28 protein-coding genes, 1 tRNA gene, 2 pseudogenes and 1 riboswitch are annotated in these 26,768 nt (G+C 67.1%); of the genes and pseudogenes, 12 read left to right on the top strand and 19 right to left on the bottom strand.

Annotated elements, in window-relative coordinates:
• The first annotated feature begins 34 nt into the window (after positions 1 to 34).
• Both QP166_RS17835 and thiC read left to right on the top strand, forming a co-directional pair.
• Positions 35 to 1,099, top strand: a complete 1,065-nt coding sequence (locus QP166_RS17835; RefSeq protein ID WP_333917120.1) for a ferritin-like domain-containing protein — start codon at positions 35 to 37, stop codon at positions 1,097 to 1,099.
• An 89-nt stretch (positions 1,100 to 1,188) separates the two neighbouring features.
• Positions 1,189 to 1,299, top strand: a riboswitch (TPP riboswitch).
• A gap of 40 nt (positions 1,300 to 1,339) precedes the next feature.
• On the top strand, positions 1,340 to 3,187 hold the full coding sequence (gene thiC / locus QP166_RS17830) for a phosphomethylpyrimidine synthase ThiC (RefSeq protein ID WP_333917119.1): 1,848 nt from the start codon (positions 1,340 to 1,342) through the stop codon (positions 3,185 to 3,187).
• Between the two features lie 65 nt (positions 3,188 to 3,252).
• Here the strand turns inward: thiC and QP166_RS17825 are convergent, their stop codons facing one another.
• The 4 genes and pseudogenes from QP166_RS17825 to crtY all read right to left on the bottom strand — a co-directional run bounded on the left by QP166_RS17825 (position 3,253) and on the right by crtY (position 6,446).
• The gene (locus QP166_RS17825; RefSeq protein WP_333917118.1) at positions 3,253 to 3,519 is read right to left on the bottom strand and encodes a Txe/YoeB family addiction module toxin; all 267 of its coding nucleotides are present in this window, start codon (positions 3,517 to 3,519) and stop codon (positions 3,253 to 3,255) included.
• The gene (locus QP166_RS17820; protein WP_333917117.1) at positions 3,516 to 3,770 is read right to left on the bottom strand and encodes a type II toxin-antitoxin system Phd/YefM family antitoxin; all 255 of its coding nucleotides are present in this window, start codon (positions 3,768 to 3,770) and stop codon (positions 3,516 to 3,518) included. Before QP166_RS17820 ends, QP166_RS17825 begins: the two co-directional genes overlap by 4 nt.
• 47 nt (positions 3,771 to 3,817) lie before the next feature.
• Positions 3,818 to 5,292 (bottom strand): annotated as a pseudogene (locus QP166_RS17815) (phytoene desaturase).
• Positions 5,289 to 6,446 carry a lycopene beta-cyclase CrtY gene (gene crtY / locus QP166_RS17810; protein WP_333917116.1) on the bottom strand — a complete coding sequence of 386 codons (1,158 nt, stop codon included), beginning with the start codon at positions 6,444 to 6,446 and terminating at the stop codon, positions 5,289 to 5,291. The pseudogene QP166_RS17815 and the gene crtY overlap by 4 nt, the downstream one beginning before the upstream one ends.
• A 113-nt stretch (positions 6,447 to 6,559) precedes the next feature.
• Between crtY and QP166_RS17805 the strand changes: the two genes are divergently transcribed.
• Positions 6,560 to 7,093, top strand: coding sequence for a peroxiredoxin (locus QP166_RS17805; RefSeq protein WP_333917115.1), 534 nt, complete (start codon positions 6,560 to 6,562; stop codon positions 7,091 to 7,093).
• Positions 7,094 to 7,127: 34 nt separating this feature from the next.
• On the opposite strand, the gene QP166_RS17800 is transcribed toward QP166_RS17805, so the two are convergent.
• A complete protein-coding gene (locus tag QP166_RS17800; RefSeq protein ID WP_333917114.1) occupies positions 7,128 to 7,568 on the bottom strand; it encodes a hypothetical protein in 441 nt (146 codons plus the stop codon).
• Between QP166_RS17800 and QP166_RS17795 the strand changes: the two genes are divergently transcribed.
• A complete protein-coding gene (locus QP166_RS17795; protein WP_333917113.1) occupies positions 7,521 to 8,222 on the top strand; it encodes a GGDEF domain-containing protein in 702 nt (233 codons plus the stop codon). The genes QP166_RS17800 and QP166_RS17795 overlap by 48 nt on opposite strands.
• 438 nt (positions 8,223 to 8,660) lie before the next feature.
• Positions 8,661 to 9,068, top strand: a complete 408-nt coding sequence (locus tag QP166_RS17790; protein ID WP_333917112.1) for a DUF1810 domain-containing protein — start codon at positions 8,661 to 8,663, stop codon at positions 9,066 to 9,068.
• Here QP166_RS17790 and QP166_RS17785 read toward each other — a convergent pair.
• The 7 genes from QP166_RS17785 to QP166_RS17755 form a co-directional block, all read right to left on the bottom strand.
• The gene (locus tag QP166_RS17785; protein ID WP_333917111.1) at positions 9,065 to 10,738 is read right to left on the bottom strand and encodes an ATP-binding protein; all 1,674 of its coding nucleotides are present in this window, start codon (positions 10,736 to 10,738) and stop codon (positions 9,065 to 9,067) included. The two genes, QP166_RS17790 and QP166_RS17785, sit on opposite strands and share 4 nt — an antisense overlap.
• The gene (locus tag QP166_RS17780; RefSeq protein ID WP_333917381.1) at positions 10,735 to 11,526 is read right to left on the bottom strand and encodes a TIGR02186 family protein; all 792 of its coding nucleotides are present in this window, start codon (positions 11,524 to 11,526) and stop codon (positions 10,735 to 10,737) included. The genes QP166_RS17785 and QP166_RS17780 overlap by 4 nt, the downstream gene beginning before the upstream one ends.
• A 35-nt stretch (positions 11,527 to 11,561) precedes the next feature.
• Positions 11,562 to 12,476: a sulfite exporter TauE/SafE family protein gene (locus QP166_RS17775; RefSeq protein WP_333917110.1), complete on the bottom strand. Its 915-nt coding sequence runs from the start codon at positions 12,474 to 12,476 to the stop codon at positions 11,562 to 11,564.
• Between the two features lie 40 nt (positions 12,477 to 12,516).
• The gene (locus tag QP166_RS17770; RefSeq protein WP_333917109.1) at positions 12,517 to 13,092 is read right to left on the bottom strand and encodes a hypothetical protein; all 576 of its coding nucleotides are present in this window, start codon (positions 13,090 to 13,092) and stop codon (positions 12,517 to 12,519) included.
• Positions 13,093 to 13,538: 446 nt separating this feature from the next.
• Positions 13,539 to 14,735, bottom strand: a complete 1,197-nt coding sequence (locus QP166_RS17765) for a glycosyl transferase family protein (protein ID WP_333917108.1) — start codon at positions 14,733 to 14,735, stop codon at positions 13,539 to 13,541.
• Positions 14,736 to 15,103: 368 nt separating this feature from the next.
• A complete protein-coding gene (locus tag QP166_RS17760) occupies positions 15,104 to 15,649 on the bottom strand; it encodes an RcnB family protein (RefSeq protein WP_333917107.1) in 546 nt (181 codons plus the stop codon).
• A 115-nt stretch (positions 15,650 to 15,764) separates the two neighbouring features.
• Positions 15,765 to 16,232, bottom strand: coding sequence for an outer membrane protein assembly factor BamE (locus QP166_RS17755; protein WP_333917106.1), 468 nt, complete (start codon positions 16,230 to 16,232; stop codon positions 15,765 to 15,767).
• Positions 16,233 to 16,352: 120 nt separating this feature from the next.
• Here QP166_RS17755 and QP166_RS17750 point away from each other — a divergent pair, with 120 nt between their 5' ends.
• Positions 16,353 to 16,862 (top strand): ubiquinol-cytochrome C chaperone family protein, encoded by a 510-nt coding sequence (locus QP166_RS17750; protein ID WP_333917105.1) that lies wholly within the window; start codon positions 16,353 to 16,355, stop codon positions 16,860 to 16,862.
• The gene (locus QP166_RS17745; RefSeq protein ID WP_333917104.1) at positions 16,859 to 17,389 is read left to right on the top strand and encodes a YceD family protein; all 531 of its coding nucleotides are present in this window, start codon (positions 16,859 to 16,861) and stop codon (positions 17,387 to 17,389) included. The genes QP166_RS17750 and QP166_RS17745 overlap by 4 nt, the downstream gene beginning before the upstream one ends.
• Positions 17,390 to 17,395: 6 nt before the next feature.
• Here QP166_RS17745 and QP166_RS17740 read toward each other — a convergent pair whose 3' ends face one another.
• Genes QP166_RS17740 through ftsE form a run of 4 tightly spaced genes read right to left on the bottom strand, consistent with a single transcriptional unit; the run spans position 17,396 to position 20,172 of the window.
• Positions 17,396 to 18,049: a lysophospholipid acyltransferase family protein gene (locus tag QP166_RS17740; protein ID WP_333917103.1), complete on the bottom strand. Its 654-nt coding sequence runs from the start codon at positions 18,047 to 18,049 to the stop codon at positions 17,396 to 17,398.
• Positions 18,050 to 18,074: 25 nt separating this feature from the next.
• Complete coding sequence (locus QP166_RS17735) at positions 18,075 to 18,611, bottom strand: YdcF family protein (protein WP_333917102.1); 537 nt, start codon at positions 18,609 to 18,611, stop codon at positions 18,075 to 18,077.
• Positions 18,608 to 19,480, bottom strand: a complete 873-nt coding sequence (locus tag QP166_RS17730; protein WP_333917101.1) for a cell division protein FtsX — start codon at positions 19,478 to 19,480, stop codon at positions 18,608 to 18,610. Before QP166_RS17730 ends, QP166_RS17735 begins: the two co-directional genes overlap by 4 nt.
• Positions 19,477 to 20,172, bottom strand: a complete 696-nt coding sequence (gene ftsE / locus QP166_RS17725; RefSeq protein WP_333917100.1) for a cell division ATP-binding protein FtsE — start codon at positions 20,170 to 20,172, stop codon at positions 19,477 to 19,479. The genes QP166_RS17730 and ftsE overlap by 4 nt, the downstream gene beginning before the upstream one ends.
• 115 nt (positions 20,173 to 20,287) lie before the next feature.
• Between ftsE and QP166_RS17720 the strand changes: the two genes are divergently transcribed.
• The 4 genes from QP166_RS17720 (at position 20,288) to QP166_RS17705 (ending at position 24,400) form a co-directional block, all read left to right on the top strand.
• A complete protein-coding gene (locus QP166_RS17720; RefSeq protein ID WP_333917099.1) occupies positions 20,288 to 21,058 on the top strand; it encodes an MJ0042-type zinc finger domain-containing protein in 771 nt (256 codons plus the stop codon).
• A gap of 92 nt (positions 21,059 to 21,150) precedes the next feature.
• Positions 21,151 to 21,237 (top strand) — tRNA-Leu (locus tag QP166_RS17715).
• Between the two features lie 534 nt (positions 21,238 to 21,771).
• Positions 21,772 to 22,104, top strand: coding sequence for a hypothetical protein (locus tag QP166_RS17710; protein WP_333917098.1), 333 nt, complete (start codon positions 21,772 to 21,774; stop codon positions 22,102 to 22,104).
• A gap of 124 nt (positions 22,105 to 22,228) precedes the next feature.
• Positions 22,229 to 24,400 carry a transglycosylase domain-containing protein gene (locus QP166_RS17705; RefSeq protein ID WP_333917097.1) on the top strand — a complete coding sequence of 724 codons (2,172 nt, stop codon included), beginning with the start codon at positions 22,229 to 22,231 and terminating at the stop codon, positions 24,398 to 24,400.
• On the opposite strand, the gene QP166_RS17700 is transcribed toward QP166_RS17705, so the two are convergent.
• From QP166_RS17700 to QP166_RS17690, 3 genes and pseudogenes are all read right to left on the bottom strand, one after another.
• Complete coding sequence (locus tag QP166_RS17700; RefSeq protein WP_333917096.1) at positions 24,370 to 25,050, bottom strand: M48 family metallopeptidase; 681 nt, start codon at positions 25,048 to 25,050, stop codon at positions 24,370 to 24,372. The genes QP166_RS17705 and QP166_RS17700 overlap by 31 nt on opposite strands.
• A complete protein-coding gene (locus QP166_RS17695) occupies positions 25,047 to 25,490 on the bottom strand; it encodes a YcgN family cysteine cluster protein (RefSeq protein WP_333917095.1) in 444 nt (147 codons plus the stop codon). The genes QP166_RS17700 and QP166_RS17695 overlap by 4 nt, the downstream gene beginning before the upstream one ends.
• A pseudogene (locus tag QP166_RS17690) lies at positions 25,478 to 26,064 on the bottom strand (SCO family protein). Before QP166_RS17690 ends, QP166_RS17695 begins: the two are co-directional and overlap by 13 nt.
• A gap of 65 nt (positions 26,065 to 26,129) precedes the next feature.
• On the opposite strand from QP166_RS17690, the gene QP166_RS17685 reads away from it, so the two are divergent.
• The gene (locus QP166_RS17685) at positions 26,130 to 26,738 is read left to right on the top strand and encodes an ankyrin repeat domain-containing protein (RefSeq protein ID WP_333917094.1); all 609 of its coding nucleotides are present in this window, start codon (positions 26,130 to 26,132) and stop codon (positions 26,736 to 26,738) included.
• The last annotated feature ends 30 nt before the right edge of the window (positions 26,739 to 26,768 follow it).

Raw genomic sequence — 26,768 nt, 5'->3', positions numbered from 1 at the left:
TTGCCCCATACGCCCCGCATAAGGGAATGACGCCATGATCAAGGATTCCGTTTTCGCCGCGCTCGAGCTTGCAGAGGTCCGCCGGGCCGAGCGCCGCCGCTTCCTCAAGCTGGCCGGCGCCGGCACTGCCGCGGCCGGCGGCCTCGCGCTGCTGTCCGCGTGCGGCAGCGACAACAACAACAGCACCAGCCCGAGCCCGACCCCGACGCCATCACCCACCGCGACCGGCAGCGTGACGACCGATGTCGCGATCCTGCAGCTCGCGCTCAACCTCGAATATCTGGAGGCGCAATTCTATTCCTTCGCCGCCTTCGGCCGTTCGCTGCCGGAAGCGAGCCTGACCGGCACGGTCGGCCAGCGCGGCGGCGTGACCGGCGGGCGCAAGGTCGGCTTCTCCGACCCGATCATCGCCAGCTATGCGCGCGAGATCGCAGCCGACGAACTGGCGCACGTCAACGCGCTGCGCGCCGTCATCACCTCGGTCAACGCCGCGCAGGTGATCAACCAGCCGGCGATCAACATCGACGGCGGAACGAGCGGTGCCTTCACGCTTGCGGCGCGGAACGCCGGCATCATCGGTGCCAATGACACGTTCGATCCCTATGCCGACGACAAGAGCTTCCTGCTCGCCGCCTATCTGTTCGAGGATGTCGGCGTCACCGCCTACAAGGGCGCTTCACCGCTGATCAGCAGCGCGATCTACCTGGAGGCCGCGGCCGGTATCCTCGCCGCCGAGGCGTATCACGCCGGGCTGATCCGCGCCGAACTCTATCGGATGGGCACATTGGTGTCCGGCGCATCGGACGCGATCACCAAGGCGAATGCGATCTCCGATTATCGCGACAGCCTCGACGGCGTCGGCACCACCCTGCTCCCCAATCTGAACGAGCTTGACGAGGGGATCACCAAGACCGTCAACGGTGCGCAGGTCGCCAATATCGTCCCCGCTGACAGCAACGCGATCGCCTACAGCCGCACCACGTTCCAGGTTCATAACATCGTCTATCTGACCAAGGCGGCGGCGACGGCGGGCGGCTTCTTCCCGGCGGGCACCAACAACTCGATCGACGCCTTGCGCAGCAGCGGCAATTTCGCCTGAAGCCACGCGCATCGCGGACAGGGCCGCACTCCGCATCCGGCGGGGTGCGGTCTTTTTCGTTGGTGTCGCGCCGCCGACGCGCTTATACCGATCGCTCCCCGGGGGACCGCCGATGCTGCGGTTGAGAGGAGGACCGCAGTCCTCGACCCGCTGAACCTGATCCGGCTGACACCGGCGTAGGGAGTGGATGCGGCGTCCTCCGGCCACCGTCTTCCTCCCATCGAGTTGGAGAGAAGAGTTATGGCCGACGTTCCCGCCCGTACCGAAATCGGTGTCACCACCGGCCCGATCCGTGGCAGCCGCAAGGTGCACGTCGGCCCGCTGAACGTCGCGATGCGCGCGATCGACCTCGATCCCTCGTCGGGCGAGCCGCCGCTCAACGTCTACGACACTTCCGGCCCGTACACCGACCCCACCGCGCGGATCGACATCATGGCCGGGCTCGCCCCGCTCCGGCGCGGGTGGATCATGGCGCGCGGCGATGTCGAGGCCTATGACGCGCGCGAGCTGCGTCCCGAGGACAATGGCCAGCTCGGCCCGGACCGCTCGGGCGGCGTTCAGCCCTTCCCGAACGTCAACCGCCGCCCGCTGCGCGCCAAGGCCGGCGCGAACGTCAGCCAGATGCATTACGCCCGCCGCGGGATCATCACGCCCGAGATGGAATATGTCGCGACCCGCGAGAATCTCGGCCGCGAGATGTTGCGCGAATACGTCCGCGACGGCGAGGATTTCGGCGCGAGCATCCCCGATTACGTGACGCCCGAGTTCGTCCGCGACGAGGTCGCCCGCGGCCGCGCGATCATCCCCAACAACATCAACCATCCCGAATCCGAGCCGATGGCGATCGGCCGCAACTTCCTGGTCAAGATCAACGCCAACATCGGCAACAGCGCGGTCGCCAGCAACGTCGCGGCGGAGGTCGACAAGCTGGTCTGGTCGATCCGCTGGGGCGCGGACACGGTCATGGACCTATCCACGGGCCGCAACATCCATGACACCCGCGAATGGATCATCCGCAACTCGCCGGTGCCGATCGGCACGGTGCCGATCTATCAGGCGCTGGAGAAGGTCGGCGGCATCGCCGAGGAACTGACGTGGGAGATCTTCCGCGACACGCTGATCGAACAGGCCGAACAGGGCGTCGATTACTTCACGATCCACGCCGGGGTCCGGCTGCCCTACGTGCCGCTGACCGCCAAGCGCGTGACCGGCATCGTCAGCCGCGGCGGCTCGATCATGGCGAAATGGTGCCTCAGCCATCACAAGGAATCGTTCCTCTACGAACGGTTCGACGAAATCACCGAGATCATGAAGGCGTACGACATCGCCTATTCGCTCGGCGACGGCCTGCGCCCCGGCAGCATCGCCGACGCTAATGACGAGGCGCAGTTCGCCGAGCTCTACACTTTGGGCGAGCTGACCAAGCGCGCCTGGGAACAGGACGTGCAGGTGATGATCGAGGGCCCCGGCCATGTGCCGATGCACAAGATCAAGCAGAATATGGAAAAGCAGCTCGAGGCGTGCGGCGAGGCGCCCTTCTACACGCTCGGGCCGCTCACCACCGATATCGCGCCGGGCTACGACCATATCACCAGCGGCATCGGCGCGGCGATGATCGGTTGGTACGGCACCGCGATGCTCTGCTACGTCACGCCCAAGGAGCATCTGGGCCTGCCCGACCGCGACGACGTGAAGGTCGGCGTGGTCACCTACAAGCTGGCTGCCCACGCCGCCGATCTGGCGAAGGGCCACCCCGCCGCCAAGCTGCGCGACGACGCGCTGAGCCGCGCCCGCTTCGAGTTCCGCTGGCGCGACCAGTTCAACCTGTCGCTCGACCCCGACACGGCGGAATCCTACCACGACCAGACGCTGCCCGCCGAGGGCGCGAAGACCGCGCATTTCTGTTCGATGTGCGGGCCAAAGTTCTGCTCGATGAAGATCACGCAGGAAGTGCGCGACTTCGCCGCAAAGCAGAACGCCCCGGTCGAGACGTTCGTCGCTGCGGAAGACGCCGAAGCGGGGATGGCGGCGATGAGCGAACGGTTCAAGGAGAAGGGTGGCGAGGTTTACCTGCCCGCGGCGGAGTAAGTTTTCTTCTATCCAAGTGCCCGAGATCAGGCATTCAACAAAAGCCAGCGGTCAGAGCGCCGGCTTCAGTAATGATACCGGCACTGCGCCACCTGCAACACCTGCTCGGCGCCACTACCCGCAACCCGGTACGCCAGCCGATGCTCATGGCTGATCCGGCGCGACCACCAGCCCGACAGGTTGCCTCCGAGTGGTTCCGGCTTGCCCGTCCCCTTAAACGGGTGTCGCCGACATTCCTCGATCAATGCACTGACCTTGGCGAGCAGCTTGGCGTCGTGAGCGTGCAGATCGACATATTCGGCCCACGAGCGGGACGAGAACTGCACGTTCACGGGCGAACCAGCTCATGCTCCTCGCCGCCACCGGCCTCCAGCTCGGCAATGCTCTCCAGCAGCCGCTTGGCGTTGGCCGGCGACCGCAGCAGGTACAGCGTCTCTTCGATCGACGCCCATTCACTCGCCGACACCAGCACCGCACCCTCACCACGCTGCCGCGTAATCGCCAGCGGCGCACGATCGGCGACGACCTTGTCGATCATCGCATTCAGGTTTGCGCGGGCTTCGGAATAGCTAACGGCATTCATGCCACGAAAGTGAGCAGCCACCTGTCCAATGTCAACGCGGCCCTAGCTCATCCCCCAAGCATCAACGCCGCCGTCGCCTTGGCACTCCCGACCACCCCGGAATCCCCGCGCCCGGATGCGTCCCCGCCCCCACGAAATACAAATTCGGGATCGCATCGTCGCGATTATGCACCCGGAAGTAGGCGCTCTGCGTCAGGATCGGCTCCAGCGAAAACGCGCTGCCCATGTGCGCGTTCAAATCGTGCGCGAAGTCGGTCGGCGCATAGCTGAACTTCGTCACGATCCGGTCGTGGATGTCGGGGATCAGCCGCCGCCCGACCTCGTCGAGGATGCGCTTCTCCAGGATCGGCCGCACCGTCTCCCAATCGCCGGTGAACTTGCCGAGATGCGGCACCGGCGCCAGCGCGTAGAAGGTCGAATTGCCTTCGGGCGCCATCGATGGATCGGTGACGGTCGGATGGTGCAGGTACAGCGAGAAATCCTCGCTCAGCATCCCATGCTCGTAGATGTCGTCGAGCAACCCCTTATAGCGCGGCCCGAACAGGATCATGTGGTGCGGGATGCCCGGCCACGTCCCCTTCAACCCGAAGTGCACCACGAACAGCGACGGCGAGTAACGCTTGCGCTCCAGCCGCGCCGCGGTCCGTCGCGCCGCGCCCGATTCGGGCAGCAGGTCGCGATAGACGTGCATGATGTCGGCATTGGCCGCGACCATGTCGACCTGCTCGCGCCAGCCGCTGGCGGTCTCCACCGCGGTGACGCGGTCGCCGAGCGTTTCGATACGCGTCACCGGATCGGACAGCCGCAGCGTCCCGCCCAGTCGCTCGAACAGCGCGACCATCCCCGCGACCAGCCGGTTGGTGCCGCCGCGTGCGAACCACACCCCGCCGTCACGCTCTAACTTATGGATCAGCGCATAGATCGCGCTGGTGGTCATTGGATTGCCGCCGACCAGCAAGGTGTGGAACGACAGCGCCTGCCGCAGTCGCTCGTCCTGCACGTATTTCGACACGATCGAATAGACCGAGCGCCACGCCTGATATTTGGCCAGCGCCGGCGCCGCCTTCACCATCGACGCGAAGTCGAGGAAGGCGACGGTGCCCAGCTTCTCATAACCCTCGTGGTACACGCCTGCGGCATATTCGAGGAACTGGCCATATCCCGCGACATCGGCAGGGTTCAGCTTGGCGATCTCGGCGCGCAGCACGACATCGTCGTTGGTGTAGTCGAAGTTGGTCCCGTCGGGCCAGTTAAGCCGATAGAAGGGCTGCACCGGATCGAGCGTGACGTCGTCGGCCAGCTTCTGCCCCGACAGCGCCCACAATTCCTCCAGACACGCCGGATCGGTAATGACGGTTGGCCCGGCGTCGAAGGTGAACCCCTCCTGCTCCCAATAATAGGCACGGCCGCCGGGCTTGTCGCGCGACTCGACGATCGTCGTCGCCACGCCTGCCGATTGCAGCCGGATCGCGAGCGCCAGCCCACCGAATCCTGCACCCACCACCACTGCACGGCGGGTCATGCGCGACCTCCCAGCGCGGCGATCGCGCGGCCGATCGGCACCGGCGGCTTGCCGCTCAGCACGCGCAATTTGTCGAGCCCGGTCGACCGCGCGGCATAGAAGCGCGCGACCAGATCGGGGGACAAGCGATAGAAACGCTCCAGCACACGATAGCGCTGGTCGGGGTCGGCGGCCTTGAACAGCATCAGGTCGAGCATCCGGTAGAAACCTCGTTGCTGCCACGAACGCGCGGCGTAGCGAAAAGTCAGGTCGTGGAGCGCATTACCCGAAAGATCGCGCTGGTTGGCGATCAACACCGCGATACGAGCGGCGTCGGGCAGCGAATAGCCGGTGGTCGGATGGAACAGCCCGGCACGCACCCCGGCCTTGGCGACCTTCGCGCCGCTCGAACACCAATAGGCGTCGAAGTCGCCGCCGCTCACCACCGGCAACACGCCGCGCTCACGGTGGATCACCTCGCCCTGCCAGCCCCGCTCGCGCGCATAATCGCCGACCCGCGCCGCAATCGTCGCCTCGTCCAGCATCGGCGAGTCGCTGTAATAGGTATCCTCGACCAGCAACGTGTCGGCGGTGAATGGCAGCAGATAGACGAACCGATAGCCGTCGAGTTGCGGCACCGTCGCGTCCATCACCACCGGGCGCGTCACACCATGGCCACCCGCGACGCGCAGCTCATGCCCGACGAACTTCTGCCACCCGCCGCTCAGCAGCGACACGTCGCCGACGCCGCGTGCATCGATGACCCCGGTCGCACTCAACCGGTCGCCATCCGCCAGCACCACCGCGGTCGCGCTGCACGCCAGCACCGAACGCCCCGTCATGATCGCACGCCGCGGCAGGACGCGGCGAACATGCGCGTCGAGCGCAGCGGAGCGGACGGTATAATAAGGCTGCGCCAGCGTGCGGGCATGGCCGGGAAAGCGCACGTCGTAATCAGGCCAGCCATGCGCGATCACCGGGGCGACCAATGCCTGCTCGGCCCCGTGCAGATCCGCGCCGAAGAACGACCAGAAATGATTCCCGCCGATCGCATCGCCGGCTTCGACCAGCCGCACGTCCATCGAAGGGTGTCGCGCCTGCACCGCCAGCGCGATCAGCGCGCCGGACAGGCCGCCGCCGATGATCGCGAGGTCGCATTTGTGGGTGGCGGGCATGACGCTTGCGCTATCCTATTGCCATGCGTTGCGGAAGCCCGGTGCATGGTGGCGGAACTTGCGGGCGGTGATATGGCTTGTCGGTCACCTTCCTCCTTTTCGGAGTCGTCCCGATGCGCCGTCTTATCGCTGCCGTCAGTGCCCTGACCCTCGCCGCCCCCGCCGCCGCGACGCTCGCGCCCGGGGCGAAGGCGCCCGACTTCTCCACCCGCGGCGCGATCGCCGGCAAGGTGGTGCCGGTGCGCTTGTCCGAGCAGCTCAAGCGCGGGCCGGTCGTGCTGTACTTCTTCCCCGCCGCCTTCACCGGTGGCTGCAATGCCGAGGCGCGCGCCTTCGCCGAGAAGGTCGATGCGTTCCGCGCGGCGGGTGCGACGGTGATCGGCATGTCTGCGGACAACGTCCCCGACCTGCAGCGCTTCTCGTCGAGCGAGTGCGCGGGCAAGTTCGCGGTCGCCAGTGCCGGGCCGAAGGTCGTTGCGGGCTATGACGTCGCGCTCGGTCGCGAGATCAAGGGGCGGCAGGTCACCAGCCGCACCAGCTATGTCATCGCGCGCGACGGGCGGATCGCATCGGTTTGGTCTGACATGAACCCCGCCGAGCACGTCACGCGCTCGCTGGACGCGGTGCACAAGCTCACGGGCCACTAAAAGCCTGCGGTTATCATATCTTAGTAGTTGCCGCCTACATCTCCGACCCCAGGATTGGGGGCGATATGGGGCAGATGATGGCGAGCAGGGCGGTCGATATCGGGCAAGCGAACGGGGGGATCGCCTGTTCGCCCGGATCGGCGCGTTCCTCGCCGCGCACCGGCTCAGCCCCGATCCGGCGCATTACGCCTTCGCTTACGAGGTCGTCGCCAATGCGAGCGGCCTGGTCGCGCAGCGCGTCGCCGCGCTCACCGATGGCGGGGTACGCCTGACCAGCCAGGATATCGAAAGTCTGGGCGGCTCCACCAGCGCCGGAGCGCCGATCGGCAATGGTGTTACGGATGATTCGGCGCTCAGCGGGGACGTCGACGCGCAACAGGCGCTGCTCGAACGCATGATGTTCCAGCTCGACGGGTTCGGCGACGCGATGCGGGTCGTGCACGCCGAAGCGAACGACTTCGGTCGCGATCTGCAACGTTCCGCCGACACGATGCGCGACATGGGCGCAGAGGCCGGGATCGAGGCGATCACGCAGCTCACCGCGGACATGATCGGGCGCGTGCAGCAGGCCGAGACGAAACTCGACTCGGCCTTGCGGGAGACCGAGGAACTCCGCACCGCGCTCGACGAGGCGCGCGGCTCGGCGCGCACCGATCCGCTCACCGATCTGCCGAATCGTCGCGCGTTCGACGAGACGTTCGCCGCGCTTCACCGCGATACGCCGGTGACGGTCGCGATCTGCGACATCGATCACTTCAAGCGCGTCAACGACAATTTCGGCCATGCGGTTGGCGACCGCGTGATCCGCATGGTCGCGCAGACGCTCGCGACCGAAAAGGGCGCGATGGTCGCGCGCTATGGCGGTGAGGAATTCGCGATGCTGTTCGAAAACGTCGCGATCGACGATGCCGCGCGCGCGATCGAGCGCGTCCGCCACACCATTTCCGAACGCCGTCCGCGCGTGCGCGAAACCGGTGAGTCGATCGGCACCATCTCCTTCTCGGCCGGTGTCGCCGAAGGACGGGTCGGCGAAGGTCGGGCGGCGTTGATGGCGCGCGCCGACGCTGCGCTGTACCGCGCAAAGGATCAGGGCCGCGCCCGCACGATCACGTCGGACACCAATTCGTAAATCAGGCTGCAATCTGGCGGATCTTGCCGCACTGAACTGGCGGATCGCGCCAACCAGGCTGGCGAATGCCGCCGCTGTCCTCGGCAAACGGATTTGGCACGGGACCTGCAAAGACCTTGGCATGGCCGGATCGTCCGGCCGTTGACCAGGGAGTACCTACCATGACGATCCGTTTCACCGCTCTCCGCCAGTCGCTGCTGTCGGTTGCCGCTGCCTTCGCCGTCGCCGCCGTGATGATCAGCGCCGCCGTTCCCGTCACGCCGATCGCCTGAGCGGAGCACACCGCAATGAACAGCTATCCCACGCTCACCCGCTCGCTGCTGCTCAGCGCCGCCAGCTTCGCGAGTACCGCCCTGCTGCTTTACGTCGACGCCGTCACCGCCGTGGTCGCCTGACCGCGGCGGGGGACCGCCCCGCCCGTCGGGGCGTTGAGGCGGCATGGACCTCGACCGCTTTGTCGCTGCGCAGGCGACCCGTTACGAAACAGCGCTCGCCGAACTGACGCGCGGCGCCAAGCAGAGCCACTGGATGTGGTTCGTCTTCCCGCAGATCGCCGGCCTCGGCCACAGCGCCACCGCGCGCCATTATGCGATCCGCGACCTCGCCGAGGCCCGTGCCTATCTGGCGCATCCCTTGCTCGGGCCGCGTTACATGACTTGTGTCACCGCTCTTCAGAGCCACCGCGGCCGATCGGCGAACGCGATCATGGGCGGGATCGACGCAGTGAAGTTGCGCTCCTCGCTGACGCTGTTCGATCGCGCGGGTGCGCCGCCCGCGGTGCGGGAAACGCTGGACGCCTTCTTTCCCGGACCCGACGAAGCGACGCTGCGCCTGATCGGTGATTAACGCCCCTGCGCGCGCCAGCGCTGAACGGTGCGCGCGACCATTGCTTCCTCGCCGCCGCCCTCGCGCCACAGCGCGGAGAAGACCGGATCGTCGGACGCCGGGCGGCGCGCCTCCTCCAGCGTGTCGAACGCGACGCGGATCGGGATCGCGACGCCCTCTCCGCACACGATCGCCTCACGATTGCGGAGCGCCGGCAACGCGTCGAGGAAGCCGCGCGCGCCTTCGGGCATCGCGGCGCGGACGAATGCCTGATCGCGATCGTTGTTGAGCCGCATTGCGATGATCGTTCCGCACTGCGACAGCACCCCCTCCGACAAATCGGACGGCCGCTGCGTCACCAGCCCGAGCGCTACCCCGTATTTCCGCCCCTCCTTTGCGACCCGCCCCAGGATTCGCGCCACCGAACCGCGCGCGGCCGGATCGGCGGGAACGTAGCGGTGTGCTTCCTCGCAGACGAGCAGGATCGGCCGCTGCGGCTCACCGCGCGACCAGATCGCGAAATCGAACACCATCCGCGCCAGCACCGACACCACGACCGACGTGATCTCATTGGGAACGCCCGACACATCGATGATCGAGATCGGCCGCCCATCGCCCGGCAGCCGAAAGATGCGCTGCACGAACGCCGCCATCGTGTCGCCGACCAGCATACCGGAGAACATGAAGCCATAGCGCGGGTCGGCGCGCACCTCGTCGATCTTGTTCTTCAGCCGCAGATAGGGCGACGTGTCGCCGGCGCGGTCCATTTTTCCCATCTCCTGCTGCAGGATCTGCATCAGGTCGCTCAGCAGATAGGGGATCGGCGCGTCGACGGTCAGCTTGGCAATCTCCTGCCCCGCCCGGCTCTTGGCCTTGGCGGCGAGCAGGCACTTGGCGAGGATGTCGGCATCCACCTGCCGCGCCGCACCGGTCGAGGTGACGAACACCTCGCAATGCTCCTCGAAGTTCATCAGCCAATACGGCATCTGGAGGTTCGACACGTCGAACAGCGCACCCGCCTCTCCGAACGCCGCGCCATATTCGCCATGCGGGTCGATCATCACGATATGCCCCTGCGGCGCGAGCGTGCAGATGCGGTGGAGGATCAACGCGGTGGCGGTCGATTTGCCGGTACCGGTCGAGCCGAGCAGCGCGAAATGCTTGCCGAGCATCGCGTCGACATACAGCGACGCGCGCACGTCGCGGCTGGGATGCACCGTGCCGATCTCGATCGCCGCGCGTCCGCTCGCCGCGTAGATCTCGCGCAATTCGTGTCCGTCGACCGCGAACACCTGCGCGCCGGGCACCGGATAGCTTGTTACGCCGCGCCGGAACCGGAGCATCCGTCCGGTCAGCCGCTCCTCGTCGCCCTCGCCGAGGAAATCGACCTCGGCCATTACCGCCTCGCCGCGCTCGTCCGCCAGCCGCAGCGCGCGTGTCGTCGCGATCAGCCAGGTCGTCCCGACGCGCACCTTCACCTGTCCGCCGACCTGCCCCGCCATCGCCAACACCGGGTCGCGGTGCGCGCGCAACCCGTCGAGCGCGGCGCGATCGAGCAGCAGCTCGCCGCGTCCCCCCGCGATCTGGCACACATGACCGATCGCGCTGGCGCAGTCCGGCGCCGGTCCCGAACCGGAAAAGGCGGCAGCGATCGCGCTATCGAAGGCGTGCGAGCCAGGGATGTCGTTCATAAGCAAGCGCTATTCCGAGGCTTCCGAAGGGCCCGCCTTAAGCTGCGGTTCGTAAAGATCGGGTGGACGCGCTCAGCGCCGCGCCAGCCGTCCGGCCCCCAGCCGAGCGCGACCGACAGCAACACCGCCGCGCCGCCGTACAGCCATTCATGGCGATCGGCTGCTTGCGCGACGAACCGCTCGAAGCCTTTCTTGCGGATATCGATGTCGCGCACCGCCACCGCCAGCACCCGCCCGTCTCGAACGAGGAAGGTTTCGGCGGTGAAGCGCCCGACCGGCACCCGCGCCGGGATCGACACGCGCGCGCGGTACAGCACCCCGTCGCTGATCTCGACCGCGCGCGGCGCCTCGTAGAACAAGCCGGTGCGCTGACGTTGCTCGACCAGCCCGCGCGTGAAGCGATCCTGCACGTCGGACGGGGCGGCGGAGGCGGGCGACAATTGCAGGCTGTCGAGCCCCAGCTCGTAGATCGCACGTGTCCGCGCATCGACCAGCTCGCTCAGCGGTCGCGACGAGGCGACCGCATAGAAAGACGGCGCCGAGCGATAGCGCAACCGCCCGGCATTGACCCAGATGCCGGCGACCTTCTCCTTCTCGCGGATCACGATCGACTGCGTCGGGCCCTTCACCACCACCACGACGTCGGCGCCCTTGGTGTCGGTCGGCGGCCGTCCGCCGGGATAGATGATCGCGCCGAACAGCAGCAGCTCGGCGCCTGCGAAGCTGTAGGCGATGTCGATCTCGCGCTGCGAGACGTCGGGTACCAGCAGCGGCTTGGCCTGCGCCATCAGCAGCGGCGCGGCGGCGAGCAGCAGCGCGGCCCTCACGACAGCTCGACCGTGTAGATCTCGTCGGGCCGCCACCCCAGCCCCAGCGCGATCCGTCCCGCGACCAGCAGCACCATCAGCGCGAGCGCCAGCCGCAGATATTCCGGCCGCGCCTTGGCCGCGAACCGCGCGCCGACCTGTGCGCCGACGACCGATCCGACCAGCAGCAGTCCCGCGAGCACGATATCGACCGCCTTGGTGGTGGTCGCGTGCACCAACGTCGCTGCCGCGGTGACGAACAGGATTTGGAACAGGCTGGTCCCCACCACCACCGCGGTAGACATGCCGAGCAGATAGATCATCGCCGGCACCAGCACGAACCCGCCGCCGACCCCGAGCAGGATCGTCAGGATGCCGGTAAAGAAGCCGAGCAGCAGCGGCGCGAGCGGCGAGATGTAGAGCCCCGAGGCATAGAAGCGCGTCCGGAACGGCAGGCTGGCGACCAGCGGATGGTGCCGCCGCCGCCGCGCCGGCGCACTGCGCCGTCCCTTGGCGACCAGGATCGCGTCGACCGCTTCCTTGAGCATCATGAACCCGATCGAGCCGAGCAGCAGCACATAGGTGATCGCGATCGTCGTATCGATCTGGCCCCATTGCTGGAGTAGCCGGAACAGCCACGCACCGAACAGCGAGCCGACGACGCCGCCGATCACCAGCACCGTCCCCATCCGCGTGTCGACCCCGCCGCGCCGGAAATGCGCGAACACGCCCGACACGCTCGCACCCGTCACCTGACTTGCGGCCGAGGCGGCGGCGACGGTGGGCGGGATGCCGTAAACGATCAGCAGCGGGGTGGTCAGGAAGCCGCCGCCCACCCCGAACATCCCCGACAGCAGACCGACGCCCGCGCCCAGCGCGATCATCACCAGCGCGTTCACCGACAGGTTCGCGATCGGCAGATAGATGTCCATGACTGGTCGAACCGCTAGCGGGTTCGCAGCCTCGATACCATCAATAGTCTGTGCCGATCGACAGCGCCGGGCCCGAGCCCGGTCGCGCGATCCCGGCGATCCGCTGTCGCCACTCGAGCGCGACACGCAGGTGCGGCGCGCGACCGAGCGGCAGATCGATCGTCGCCGCCGGCCCGATATCCAGCCGTTGCGCCTCGCGCTGCGCACCGCCCCAGACGCCTAGCCCCAGTGAGACATGCGTTTTGCCGGGACTTCCGACGACCGAACGCGTGATGCGCGCGGCGCCATCCGCATAGCCGTCGACCTCGTTACGCAGCACCGCCCCAGCCTGCGCATAGCCATCCAGACGAAAGCCCAGCAGCAGAGCCACATCGCTTACGCCGCTGATCAGCCCCAATCCCGTGCCGCTGCGTTGATCGGACAGGCCAAAGCGTCGCTCTGCGACAAGCCGGACCGGCAGCGCACCCGGTCGCCACTCGATCCCCACCGCCGCCTCCTGCTGGCGGACATCGAGCGCCCCCGCGACCCGTGCCACGATCGCGACGCGTCCCTGCGCATCGAGCGTTCGCGCGATCCTGATACCCGCCTGCGAACCGCCGAGCTGCGGGGTCGACACGCTGCTCCCGGCGCCACTTCCGCGTACCACCGCCCAGCCGCTCGCCGACCACCGCCGCTGCGGCGCTGACGGCGCGGGAAGCGCATCGGCGATGGCTGCGAAGGTCGTGGGCGGTCGCGGTGTCGGTGATTCTATGGGCCGCGAAATCGAGGGCTGCGATGGGATCATGAATGAAGAGTCCGCCTCGGCAAGCCTGACGCGCGTCGAGGGAGCACCAGGGCGGTACGGGATCGCATGGGTAACGATTGTCGCTGCGGTACCGCCGAAGGCTGTACGTGCCGCGGGTCGATCATCGCGATGCTCGACCCGGCCGGTCCCGAGCGGCGCCGCGTGTCGCATCGGTGGCGCGGGCCAGAGTTGCCACGTTCGTACGCCGATCCAACCACCGAGCACCAGAAGCAGGAACCGTAGCGGCCGTCCTCTTGCCCTCATGACGTTGCAGGCAACTAATCCGGAAAGCGGTGCACCGTCTTTTCCCAGCGCGGCGCCGGCCCGAAAAACGAGGCGAGATACCGGGTCAGCGCGCGTCGTGCCGCCAGCATCGCGACATAATTGGAGACCATCGCACGCGGCACTGCCCGGGCTCCCTCACCCCAGCCGTGTTCGGCGGAGGTATGCATCACCCGTGCGACCAGCCGCCAGCACAACAATCCGCCGTTGAGCGTTAGCATTATGCGCAGGCCGGTGGCGAGGGGCGCGGCCGAACTATGGGTCACGAGGTGGGCCAGAAACGACAGCCCCCAGCCGACCAGCGCCAGATAAGCCGCGATCAAAGCCAGCACTGCCAGCAGTCCGCGTCGATCGCGCATCCGCATCCAATATTCCGCTGCGTGGTGTCGCCCTCCCCAGCCGGTCCGATCCCACCCCAGAAGCGCGATTCCATTCACCCAGCGTGCTTTCTGGCGCACCGCGGTGTCGATCGTGTCCGGAAAGAACGCGCGGGTTGCGATCAGCCGGCCTTGCGCTCCCTCCCGCAGGCGCACGAAACGGGCCGGCAAGCCCAGCGCCGCAACCCGCAGCCCCAGTTCGTAATCCTCCGTGAGGCTTTGCGGTTCGAACGGCGTGCCGCTGCCGTCGTCGAGCCGGTCGAGCGCATCGCGACGAATCGCGCATGCCACGCCGACGAGGGGAATTGCCGCCTCCAGCGCGGACCGAACCACCAGATCGCGCCGGTGCGACTCGGCAAACTCATCGGCATAATGGCCGGAAATCAGGCGCCGCCGCGGATCGATCAGCGGCACGACCGGAAGTTGCACCAACGCCACATCGCGCAGATGATCGTCGAACACCCGCAACTCGGCCGGATCGACGACATCTTCCGCATCGTGCAGGACTATCGCGGCGGTCTGCCGGGCGCTGCCGAGATCGTCGGCGAGCAGTGCCTGCCACAATTGGTTGAGGCAGTCGGCCTTGGTCGTCGGGCCATCATGTGCCCCCACCACCACGCGTACACGGCCATCCTCGGCCGCTACCGCCCGTGGCTCCTGCAACGTCCCAGGATCGTTGGGATAACAGCCGACATACAGGCGATAATCGGGGTGGTCGTAGCGCGTCAGCGTCGCGCGCAACATCGCGCCGATCACCCTTTGCTCTTCCCAGGCCGGCACGAAAACCGCCAGTGGCAGAGGCGGTGCGGGCACCATCGTAAGCCGATCCGGCTCGGGCCGCCGGACCCGTCACCAGAGCAAATCCATCAGGAAATCGTCGGCGCCGCCAAGCAGGATGACGACCGCGGCGAATAGCGCCAGCTCTGCCACCGCGCGATCGAACACGCCCAGCACGCCGTTCATCGTCCCGCTCGATCCATCATTCTTGCCCCCGCACCGCCACATCGATGGCAAGAGTGTGGCACAATGGCAACGACGCGAAAGAAGCTTACTGACCCACGAACCCAACAGTTAACCGAGCGTTGCTGACGCGGTCCCCTTTCCCCCTTTCGGGACCGGTGCCGACCCAAGCCGGTACCGGCCGCGCCGTCGCGTTACTGGCGGCGCGGCCGAATCCGGGGCGATTAGAAGTAGAAGCCTCGAACTACGTCGAGCACGATTCCGCGCCGCTGATCGACCAGCAACGCATCGTCATAGTGGCGAACCCAACGCGCGCGACTTGGTGCCGCCGGCAAGCGATAGCGCCACGGATCGGCGATCACGTATCGCGTCCCATAATAGGACGGCGCAATGCTGACACCTGGTCGAAACGCCTGATAGCGGAACGGCGCCTGCCAGCCGCCGCGCGCGTATAGGTCGCGGTGCCCGGCGCGCCATCGCTGCATATCGCCCTGCCAGACGCGCCGATCGCGCTGCCACTGGCGCTGCTGGCGATAGTCGCGGCGATCCTCCCGATATTCCTGCCGCGCGTCGCGAAGGTCGCCACGCTGCGCCCGAACGTCGCGCCAATCGCCCCGTTCGCGTGCCCGGTCGAGCTGGCGTCGCTCTTGGCGGATGTCCTGACGATCGCGCAGCAGCTCCTCCCGCGACTGCGCGGCGGCCGGTGCCGACGCGACGACGCCCGACAATGCGGTCGCGGCGAGCAGCGCAGCGGTGACAAGATGACGCATCTGTTTTCCTCCATGCGACGACGCGACCCGCGCCGCATCGTTGCCGGAGGATTTGCCGCACCGGCGCTGAACGCGCCGAGAACGCCGTCGTCAGCGAAACGACAGAAACGTGTTCTTACTGGCCGTTACGCCCGGTCGGCCCCGCTCCGCCCGGCCCGCCGGCTGCACCGACGGCGCCGATATTGCCGAACAGATCCTGGAAGAACCCACGCTCGCGGCCGAGCGTCGGGGTGGTCTTGCCGTAAGGCTTCAGGCTGACGACCTGCTCGACCCCGGACTTGCGGATCGCCGTGACGTTCCCGGCCTGATCGAAGCTGACCTGCAGCGTCAGCTGTTCCTTGGGGCGCGGCGCATTGAACGCGTAGTTCCGGCTGTCGCGGGCAATATAATACCAGTCGCCCTGATTGAACTGGCTGGCGAAGCTGGGCGTGCCGAGCGTGGCGAGCACCGACTGGCGGTTGTCGACCCCAGGCTGAATCGCGTTCACCAGATCGGCGTCGACGATATAGCCCTGATGCGAGCGGAGCGGAGCACAGCCCGCGGCAAGAACGCCGGCCAGGGCGAGGAAGATCAGCGGGCGCATCGGTACTCCGGTCACAGGCGCGCGTGGACTTTGCGGCCGTCCGCCTCAATATGCCCACCAGCGCGGCGAAACAAGCGCGTGCCGGCACGGGATCGCGCGGAACGATAAAGGGATGATGTGGTGGGCTGGTTGACGAAGGTACTGGGGCGACGCGAGCGGACCGCCGCCCTGCCGCTGTACGATGCGGTGGTCGCGCGGGCGCGGGCGCCGCACTGGTATCTCGAGGGCGCGGTGCCGGACACGCTCGACGGGCGTTTCGACATGGTCGCGGCGGTACTGGCGATGGTGCTGCTGCGACTGGAGGACGATCCGGACGGCGCGGAACCGATCGCGCAGCTTACGGAGCGCTTCGTCGACGACATGGATGCGCAGGTCCGCCAGATCGGCTTCGGCGACATGGTGGTCGGCAAGCATGTCGGAAAGATGATGGGGATGCTCGGCGGCCGGCTGGGTGCATATCGTGACGGGCTGGCGAACGGCGGGCTCGACGAGGCATTGGTTCGCAACCTGTATCGCGGCACGGCACCCGAGACCGCGGCGGTCGCGCATGTGCGCGGCGAATTGATCGCGTTGCGCGAAGCACTTGCCGGCGCACCGCTGCCGCAGCTGATGGAAGGACGATGGGCATGACGACGGAATTCTCGCGCATCGAGCGGCTCGACACGATCGGCGGGGAGGATCGTCAGGTGACGATCGCAGCCGATGATGCCGAGCGGCTCGCGCTCGCGCGCCGCTTCGGGCTCATCGCGCTCGAGCGCCTGACCGGGACCTTTGCGATCCGCCGTGAGGGCGGCGCGGTGTTCGCGCGTGGCCATGTCAGCGCGGCGGTGGTGCAGAGCTGCACCGTCACGGGCACCCCGCTGCCCGCCAGCGTCGAGGAAGATGTCGAATTGCGCTTCGTCGAGCCGGCTGGCGATGTCGGCGGCGATGACGAAGTCGAACTATCCGGCGACGCGCTCGACACGATCGAGATCGAGGGCGGCGGTGTCGATCTCGGCGAAGCGGCGGCCGAGACGATGGCACTCGCACTCGATCCTTTTCCCCGTAGCCCCGATGCGGAGGACGTTTTGAAACAGGCCGGGGTCATCAGCGAGGAAGAGGCTGGCGCGTTCGGCGCATTAGCCGGACTGAAGGCGAAGCTGGAAGGGAAGGCCTGAGCGCGCTCAACGGTTGAGCGCGTTGATCGCACTGTGGACGCGCGCCTCGGCCTCGGCGCGCGGAAGCCCCGGCGGAATCGGTTCGCCGATGCGGATCGTGATGATCCCGGGACGCTTGGGGCCCTTTTTCGGCAGCAGCCGTCCACTGTCGAGCGCGATCGGCACCACCGGTAGCGCCAGCGCCTTGTACAGGCCCGCGAATCCGGAGCGGAGCGGCGGCGTCTCGCCATGGGGAACGCGCGTACCTTCCGCATAGACGACCACCGATCGCCCGGTCGCACGCACCGCCGCCGCCTCCTTCATCATCGCACGCAGCGCCTTCGCGGACGCTTCACGATCGACGACGATCGCGCCGTATTTCACCGCGCACCACCCCCACAGCGGGATACGCATCAGCTCGCGCTTGAGCACCATCGCGGGCGAGCCGAGAATTAATTGCAGTTCCAGCGTCTCGTACATCGCCTCATGCTTGGCGACGTACAGGAATTGCCCGACCGGCACTTCGCCTTCGACTCGCGCGCGGATGCCGAGGATCCAGCGCATCAGCACGCGGTGAAGCTGCGACCAGCGATCGGCATGAGCGATCACCGTGCGCTGCCCGAACAAGGCCGCGATTGGTGTCGTCGCGACGATCGGCACCGAAGCGATGTAGAAGATCACTCGAAGAGGATCGTGCGCAGCCAGTTCACCTGAGTCGCTCTCCCCACAACACCAGTCGGCGCAGCAGCAGCTTGTTATATTCGTTGAAGGCCTGCGTCAGCGTCGGCTGCGCGTCGACGCCGTCGACCAGCACTGAGACACCGTCGCCCAGCGCCGGCCCGAGTTCCAGCGCGGCGCGGCGTGCATGCCAATTTGAGGTGACCAGCCGGATCGAGCGATAGCCGCGCGCGCGCACCCAGGCGGCGGTCTCCTCGGCATTGCTGCGCGTGTCGACCGCCTCCGCGCCGAGATCGACGCAGCAGGCGATCGTCGCGGCGTGCCCGGCTACCCGCGCCAGATCGGCCCGCGTCACCCCCGGCGCAGTGCCGGTCACCAGCATCCGCCGGGCGCGGCCATGTTCCAGCAAGTCGAGCCCCCGCGCCGTCCGCCCCGCCGCCCCGGTCGGTACGACGATCCCATCGGTTCGGATGGTCGGGTCGGCGGGCGGCGGCAGCGCCAGCATGAACACCGCAAAGCCGAGCGTCCACAGCAACAGCGCAAGCGCGACCACACGCCGGATCATACCAGCCGCCCCAGCGCGCGGCGTACCGCGATATAGGCGACCAACGCCGCCAGCGCGACGAACGCGACCGGCAGGATGACCGCACTGCCCCAACCCACGCGTCCCAGCGTCATCCCGCCGAGCAGCTCGGCGCCGGTCCCCGCCCCGACCCGCCCGAGTAGCGCGAGCGTCCCCCAGGCGATCGGTGCGCCGATCGCCGCGGCCAGCGCCGCATCGCGCGCCATCCGCCGGCAGAACAGCCGCGCCACCTGCGCGTCCGTCGCGCCGAGCCGGTGCATCACATCGATCGTCGTCTCATGCGCCGCCAGTCCGGCGCGGATCGACAGCAATACCATCGCGCTTCCTGCGCCGATCATCAGCGTGACGGTGGCGGCGGCAAGCAAGGTCACGGCGCGGAGCAGCGTTTCGGTTCCCGCCAAAGCTGCGCCCTGCGCATCGACCCGGATCGCGGGATCGATCGGCGCGACGATCCGGCGAACCTGAGCGGCACCATCAAGTCCCTGTGTCAGCGTCACATCGATCAGCGCTGGGACGGGCAAATCGTCTTCGCCCGCCTCATTGCCAAGCCATGGTCCAAGCAGCCGCGTCAACTCGGTGCGGGGCACCTGAGCGACATGCGCCACCGATGGCGAACGACGTAAGGCGGCGACCACCTGCGCGGCGTGGCGCACGCGCGTCTCGGCGTCACCGGAAACGATCTGCACCGTCAATTGCCCACCCAGCGCAGTGCGCAACGCGGCACTGGCGCCCGCAGTGGCGATGCCGCCGGCGGTCGCCAGCACTGCCAGGAAGATCATCACCGCCAACACACCGGCCATCGTCCAGCCGTGACGTGCGGTATCAAGCAGGCGGCTGGTGGCGGTGCTCATGCGCGCTCGCGTCGCAGCAGGTTGGTTGGCTCGGTCAGCCGTCCCGCAGCGATCCGCATCGTCTGCGCACCGGGAACGCGCGACAGCAGATGCAGGTCGTGCGTCGCGACCACCACCGTCGTGCCGAGCTGGTTGAGCGACGCGAACAGCTGGATCAGTCGGTCGGCCATGGCGTCGTCGACGTTTCCGGTCGGCTCGTCCGCGAGCAGGATGTCGGGTCTCGCCACCACCGCGCGCGCGATCGCCACCCGCTGCTGCTCGCCGCCCGACAGCGTTTCCGGCTTCGCCGCCGCGCGGTGCGCGAGCCCGACCCATGCCAGCATTTCGCCGACCGCCTCATTGATCTCGTCATCGGGCGCGTCGGCGATCCGCAGCGGCAGCGCGATATTGTCCGCCACCGACAGATGCGCGATCAGCCGAAAGTCCTGATAGACCATCCCGATCCGCCGCCGCAGCAACGGCAGCCGCGCACGCGGCGTGGAGGCGATATCGGCGCCGAACAGCCGGATCACCCCGCGACTGGGACGCTGCGCCAGATGGAGCAACCGCAACAGCGAGGTCTTCCCCGCCCCGCTCGCCCCGATCAGGAAATAGAAGGCACCGGCGACGAACGAGCAGGTGACATCGCGCAACACCTCTTCGCCATGACCATAGCGAAGTCCCACATTCTCGAACTGCACGATCGCCGCCATCGGCCACAGCCTTTGCACGCGGGGCCGGCGTGCTTCAAGCATCGCGACTCCCGCTTGCGTTGCGGGGCGCACGCGTGCTTAGATTCGGTTCGTCCGTTCTGCCGGTGCCGCGCCTATGATCCTCGATTGTCCTGAATGCCGCGCCCGCTATCTGGTGCCGGACGACGCCATCGCGCCGCCGGGACGCACGGTTCGCTGCGCCAATTGTGGCCATAGCTGGTATCAGGACGTCAGCTACGCCGACGAGCCGGAGCCTGACGCGGAAGAAGCACCTGCGCCGATCGCGGAGGCAGCGCCCTCCCCGCCGCCCGGTCCGCCACCCTCCCCAGCGGTCGAGGAGGCACCGCCGCCCTCGCCTGGCCTTCCGCTGCAATCGCCCCCGCCAGCCGCCGTCGAGCCGGACCCGGAACCCGAGCGCTACGACGCCTTCGCGCATCGTCCGCCGTTTCGCGCATCGCCGCGTGGCAATGGGCGGATCCGGACGATCGCCAGCATCGCCGCCGGCCTGTTGATGCTGGCGGCGGTCGCGGTGATCCTGTGGACCACCGCCCCGGGCCTCGCGCAGCAGATCGGCCTGTCGATCGGGCCGGAGGAACTGCCGCTGCGCATCGCCGACAATCCGATCCAGCGCCGCAAGATGGCGAACGGGTCGGAGCTGTTTGCGGTCAGCGGCCGCATCACCAATCCGTCCTCGACGCGTCAGCGCGTGCCGGACATCCGCGCCGACCTGCGCGATTCGCAGAACCGCATCGTCTTCAGCTGGACGATTACGCCGCAGCAACGGACGTTGCTCCCCGGCGGCGCGATCGACTTCAATTCGGCGCAGGTCGACGTTCCCGCCAGCTCGAAGCGGCTCGATCTCAGCTTCGTCGGAGAGGCGAGTTGAGATCGAAGCGATAAAGGGCGTTGCCAGCCCCGATCGGCTTTGCTAGGGGCCCTCGCCTACCAGACGCCGGGTCTGCCCGGTGGACAACACGTGCGGTCGTGGCGGAATTGGTAGACGCGCAACGTTGAGGTCGTTGTGTCCGAAAGGACGTGGAAGTTCGAGTCTTCTCGACCGCACCAGTTTTTCCGAAATGTGATTGAGCGCGCCGTCGACGCGCCAGCCGTCCAGGCTGCGGATCTTGCGGCCCCCCTCAGGGCATCGGCCTTTCTGCTCCGATTGTTTTCCTTCCCGACCAGCGCAGGTCGCACCGTCAAGGTGGGTCACCAGGTCAGCCCGATACCGACAGCATGAGATTATCATCGCAGCGACGACATCGCGCTGCGAGGGTAAGAGATGCCACCTTGGAAGGAATATAGCGACACTGCGCCCGGTGCTCGGCCGGGCTACGCCCTTGTCCTGATGCTCACCTTGCCTGACGGTTCGAAGCAACCCGTAGGATTCGATGGCATCGAAGGAGACTATGTCATCGATCGGAAATGGTCGATTGTGGACGGCGCCTGCGGATGGGACCAGGCATTGCGGCAGTCGGCGGTTCTGGAAGAGCATCGATTGTTCGCGACCTGGGAAGTTCCGAGCCCGCAACAGAAGGTCAGGGCTGTCGCTCTTCTCCGGAAGTTGGGCATCCGCAACATCAAAGTCAGGATGGTCGTCCCATGACGAATAGCGGAGTAGCCTCGATCGCGCAGCAGGTTGCAAGGATCATCGCGCAATATGTCGTTTTCTTGCAATTGATGGACGAGGAGAATCTCAATCCAGACGTCGCGATCAAGATGCTGGAGGCTTTGGGGCCGGAAGTGGCCGCGCTAGACAAGGCTTTCCTCTGCGAGATGATAAAAGCATTTCCACTTGTCGCCCAGGAATATAGCGGCGTAGCAGGCGAGGTTGTGGCTGCTATTCCGCACAGCTTCTATCTCGAAGAGGTACTCGCCGCCGACGACCCTGTGCGGCTTGCCGAACTGGACGCCTTGCGCGCCACTGTCACCTGAGCGCCGATCAAGGATCGCACCAGCGGGCTGCTGGCAAGCACAGCAGCCCTTGGCGGCCTATTCGCCCGCCGCCCAAATATCTTGTTCACACCCGCTCAAGCCGCTATCCGCCACGGGGCTGACCATGGCCCGTGCCCGTACCTCCCGCTCCGCTTCGTCCAAGACCCGCTCGCCGTGGCGTCGCCGGGCCGGGCTTGCCGTCAAACTCGCGCTCGGAGCGATCGTGCTGGCGTTCGTGGCGCTGCTCACCGCAGTCTACATCGCGCGCTCGCAACTCCCCAGCTTTGACTCGATGAAGTCGTCACCCAACGGGCAGATGATCCGCGTTCATGCCGCCGATGGCTCGGTGCTGGTGTCGCTCGGGCCGAGCTATGGCGAGTGGCTGAGCTACGACCGGATACCGGTAGTCATGCGCGAGGCGACGGTCGCGGTCGAGGACCGGCGCTTCGACAGCCACGTCGGGGTCGATCCGGTCGGGATCTTGCGCTCGCTCTACGTGAATTACGAGCGCGGGCGGCGGGTGCAGGGCGCGTCGACCATCACCCAGCAGCTCGCACGCAACATCTTCCTGAACAACCAGAAGAAGTTCGGCCGCAAGTTCCGCGAGGGGATCCTGGCGCTCGCGCTGGAGCGCAAGTTCTCCAAGGAACAGATCCTCGAGCTCTACCTCAACAAGGTCTATTACGGCGGCGGTGCGTACGGGATCGACGCGGCAAGCCGCAAATTCTTCGGCCATGGCGCGGATCACCTGAGCCTGCCCGAAGCGGCGGTGATCGCCGGGCTGGTCAAGGCGCCCTCAAATTACTCCCCGACCGCCGATGCGCAGGCCGCGGTGGGGCGCGCCGGTATCGTGATCCAGCAGATGGTGCGCAACGGCTTCATATCGGTCGATCAGGCGCGCGAGGCGAATGACGTCGGGGTGAAGCTCGCGCCCGCGCCACGCCAGAACAGCGTTCGCTATTTCACCGATTGGGCACTGCCGCAGCTCGATTTGCTGATCGACGAGACCGAGAAGCCGCTGGAAGTGTGGACGACGCTCGACCCGGCGATGCAGCGCGACGCCGACGCTGCGGTGCGCGCCAATGTCCCCAAAGGCGCCCAGGGGGCACTGGTGTCGATCGACCGCGACGGCTCGGTGCGCGCGATGGTCGGGGGAACCGATTATGTCAGCTCGATCTACAATCGCGCGACACAGGCGCAGCGTCAGCCGGGGTCATCGTTCAAGCTGTTCGTCTATCTCGCCGCGCTGGAGGCGGGCAAGACGCCGGAGGATCGCGAGGTCGACGAACCGGTGACGATCGATGGCTGGAGCCCGCGCAATGACTCGCGGCGATTCTCGGGCAGCGTCACGCTGCGCACCGCCTTCGCCTATTCACTCAACACGATCGCCGCCAAGCTGGGACAGGCGGTCGGGTTCCAGACCGTCGCTGACATGGCGCGACGCTTCGGGATCAGCACGCCGGTCAACACCCATCCGTCGATGGTGCTCGGCACGTCCGACGTGCGGCTGATCGACATGACGCGGGCCTTCGCCAGCGTCGGCAACAAGGGCGTCGCGATCACCCCGTTCGGGATCACGCGCGTCACTGCCGATGGCGAGGAAATCTACCGCCACGAGGTCGATCGCAGCCAGGTGCTCGTCGCCCCGAACGTGGCCGCCGAGATGACCGACTTGCTGCAGACCGCAGTCAACACCGGCACCGGGCGCGCGGCGCAGATCGGGCGACCGGTGGCGGGCAAGACCGGCACGACCACCAGCAGCAAGGACGGCTGGTTCCTCGGCTTTTCGTCGGGGCTGACCACCGGCGTGTGGATGGGTCGCGATGACGCGCGCCCGATCGCTGGCCTTCACGGTGGTACGGCCCCCGCCCGCGCGTTCCGCGAGTTCATGGTCAAGGCCGTCGCCAAGCGCCCGATCGAGCAGTTCGAAACCGCGGTCACGCTGCCCGAGGCGCAACTCGAGCCGGATGCGGAGAGCTATTACGGCGCGCCCGACAATTCGACGTTCGTCGACGAGGACGGCTATGGCGTGGAAGCGCCGGCCGTCCCTGATCAGGCTCCGGTCTATGGCCCCGAGCGGCCGGTGGTTCAGCCGCTACCGCCGCAAGGCGACGAGCCGCAGCAGCCCCGGCCTGCGCCACAGCGCCCTGACGAGCGGCTCGATCAGGAATGGTTGGATCGCGTGACCGGCCAGCCGCGGCGTGATGCCGTTCGGACTCCTCCACCGGCACGCAATACGCAGCCGACCCGCCCGCAGGTCCCGGCTCAGCCGACTGGCGAACGCCCGTACCAGTGAAGGGCGGCGCCGTTCGCGCGCAGCCATTGCCGCTCGGCCGCCGGATCGCGACCGAATAGTTCGGCCACAAGCGCATGGAAGGCAGGCGCGTGATTCATGTGGACGCGATGCGCGACCTCGTGCGCGGCGGTTGCGCGGCGAACCTCCGGCGGGGCGAGCACCAGCCGCCAGCTATAGCGAATTGCGCCATGATGCGCGCAGCTGCCCCAGCGCCCACGCGCGTCGCCGATCGCGATGCCGCTGACCGACACGCCGGCACGTGCGGCATAGAAGGCGGTATCCTCCTCGAGCAACGCGAGCGCACGGCGGCGTAACCATAATTCGACACGGCGCGGCACGCTCTCGGCCGGGCCGCCGACCACCAGACGTCCGTCATCGACCTTCGGTGTCCGCAGCGCATCGGCGCGCCAGTCGATCGTCAGCATCTCTCCGTCGACGGGGATCGTCGCGCCCGGCAGGAATGGCCGGGCACTCGGCAGGCGCCCACGCTGATGCGCGATCCATGCCTCCTGCGCGCGCGCCCACGCCAGCGCCTTGGCGAGCGGTGCGCGGGGCGGGAGCGTCAGCCGCGCCTGCCCACCGACCGGATCGAACGACAGCCGCGTGCGGCGGGCGCGCGGATTGCGCACCACGGTAATGTCTTCGGTCACAATTCCCGGTCGACGATATGCATCTCGAGGTCGCCGGCATCGTCCTCGCTGATCGTCCAGCCGCGCACCGACTGCTTGGCCCGATGCACTGCCTCGGGGTCGCCCGACACGAGATAATGCCAGTCGGGCAGCGCCTCGCCCGCCGCGCGAAGGCGATAGGCGCAGGTCGTCGGCAGCCAGTCGATCGCATGGACGTTGCCCATCGTCAGCCGCACACACTCGCTGACATAGGCGCGGCGATGCCGATAGTTGGAGCATTGCCCACTGCGTCGGTCGAGCAACCGGCATGCGACGTTGGTTGCGACCAGTTCGCCGGTTTCCTCATCCTCCAGCTTGTGGAGACAACATTTGCCGCAGCCGTCGCACAATGCCTCCCATTGTGCGCGGTCGAGCTTGTCGAGCGGCGTCGTCTCCCAGAAGCGACCGGTCAGCGCACCCACTTCTTCACCTCCGTGGCAATGGCGGCGGGTGGTCCTTCGGGGAGCAGCGCCAGCGGTTTGCCGTCCGGATCGAAGAGATAGATCTGGCGGCTGTGATCCATCAGATAGCCGCCGTCGGTTCCGGCCCCGCGCGCGAAATAGATGCCATATTCCTTCGCCACCTTCGCGATCTGCTCGGGCGTGCCGGTCAGGCCGACCAACCGCGGGTGGAAAGCGGAGACGAAGCGCTTGAGCGCGGCAGGCGTATCGCGTGCCGGATCGACGGTGATGAAGATCGGCACGATCTTCTTGCCGAGTTCCGGATCGTCGCGCTCGATCGTCTTGAGGGCTGCGGCGATGTTCTGCACGTCGGTCGGGCAGACATCGGGGCAGAAGGTGTAGCCGAAATAGACGATCCGGTAGCGTCCGGCAAAATCGCGATCGGTGACGGTGCGCCCGTCCTGATCGGTCAGGGAAAAGTTCCGCCGATCCGCGCACCGGCCAGCGGTGGCGTGCTCGCAGGCTCCTGCGCACAACCCGAAAGGGGCCCAGCGAGCAGCAGCGCGAGCGTGGTGGCGAAACAGCGCATGTTCATGGCGACGCCAGATGTGATGCGTTATAGGCAAAGGCGCAACCCTAAGCCCTCGCGAGAACCATCAGATGCATCGCCGCCCGTTTTTGAATTTCGCGCTGCTCGCCGCGCTACCGACCGTCTCAGCGCTCCCGGCAGCGGCGCAGCAACAATCGCAGAGCTACAAGTTCCTCGAAGCGGTGCGGAAGGGCGATGGCAACGCCGTGATCGGGATGCTCGACCAACCCGGCCAGACGATCATCAACGCGCGCGACATCACGACCGGCGAGGGAGCGATTCACATCGTCGTGAAGCGGGGCGATGCAGCCTATCTGCGCTATCTGCTCGCCAAGGGTGCCGATCCGAACCTGCGGGACGGCGACGGCAATACGGCGATGCTCCTCGCGGTTCAGGCCAACCAGCCCGAGTTGATCCAAGTTCTCGCCGCGTCGAAGGCTAATTCGAATCTCGGCAACAATAGCGGCGAGACGCCGCTGATCCGTGCGGTGCAGCGTCGCGATTTGGGGCTGGTCCGTGCTGTGCTTGCCGCGGGGGGCAATCCTGACCAGACGGACAATGTCGCGGGCATGTCAGCGCGCGATTACGCCAAGCGTGACACCCGATCGACCGTCATTCTGAAGATCCTCGATGACACACCGAGCAAGCCGCAACGCGCAGTCGCCGGACCGAAGTTCTAACTCGCACCCGCCAGCCTAGGCACTTGTATT

It is taken from the genome of Sphingomonas sp. LR60 (genome assembly GCF_036855935.1).
GTDB lineage: Bacteria > Pseudomonadota > Alphaproteobacteria > Sphingomonadales > Sphingomonadaceae > Sphingomonas.
This window is presented reverse-complemented; position numbering and strand designations above follow the sequence as displayed.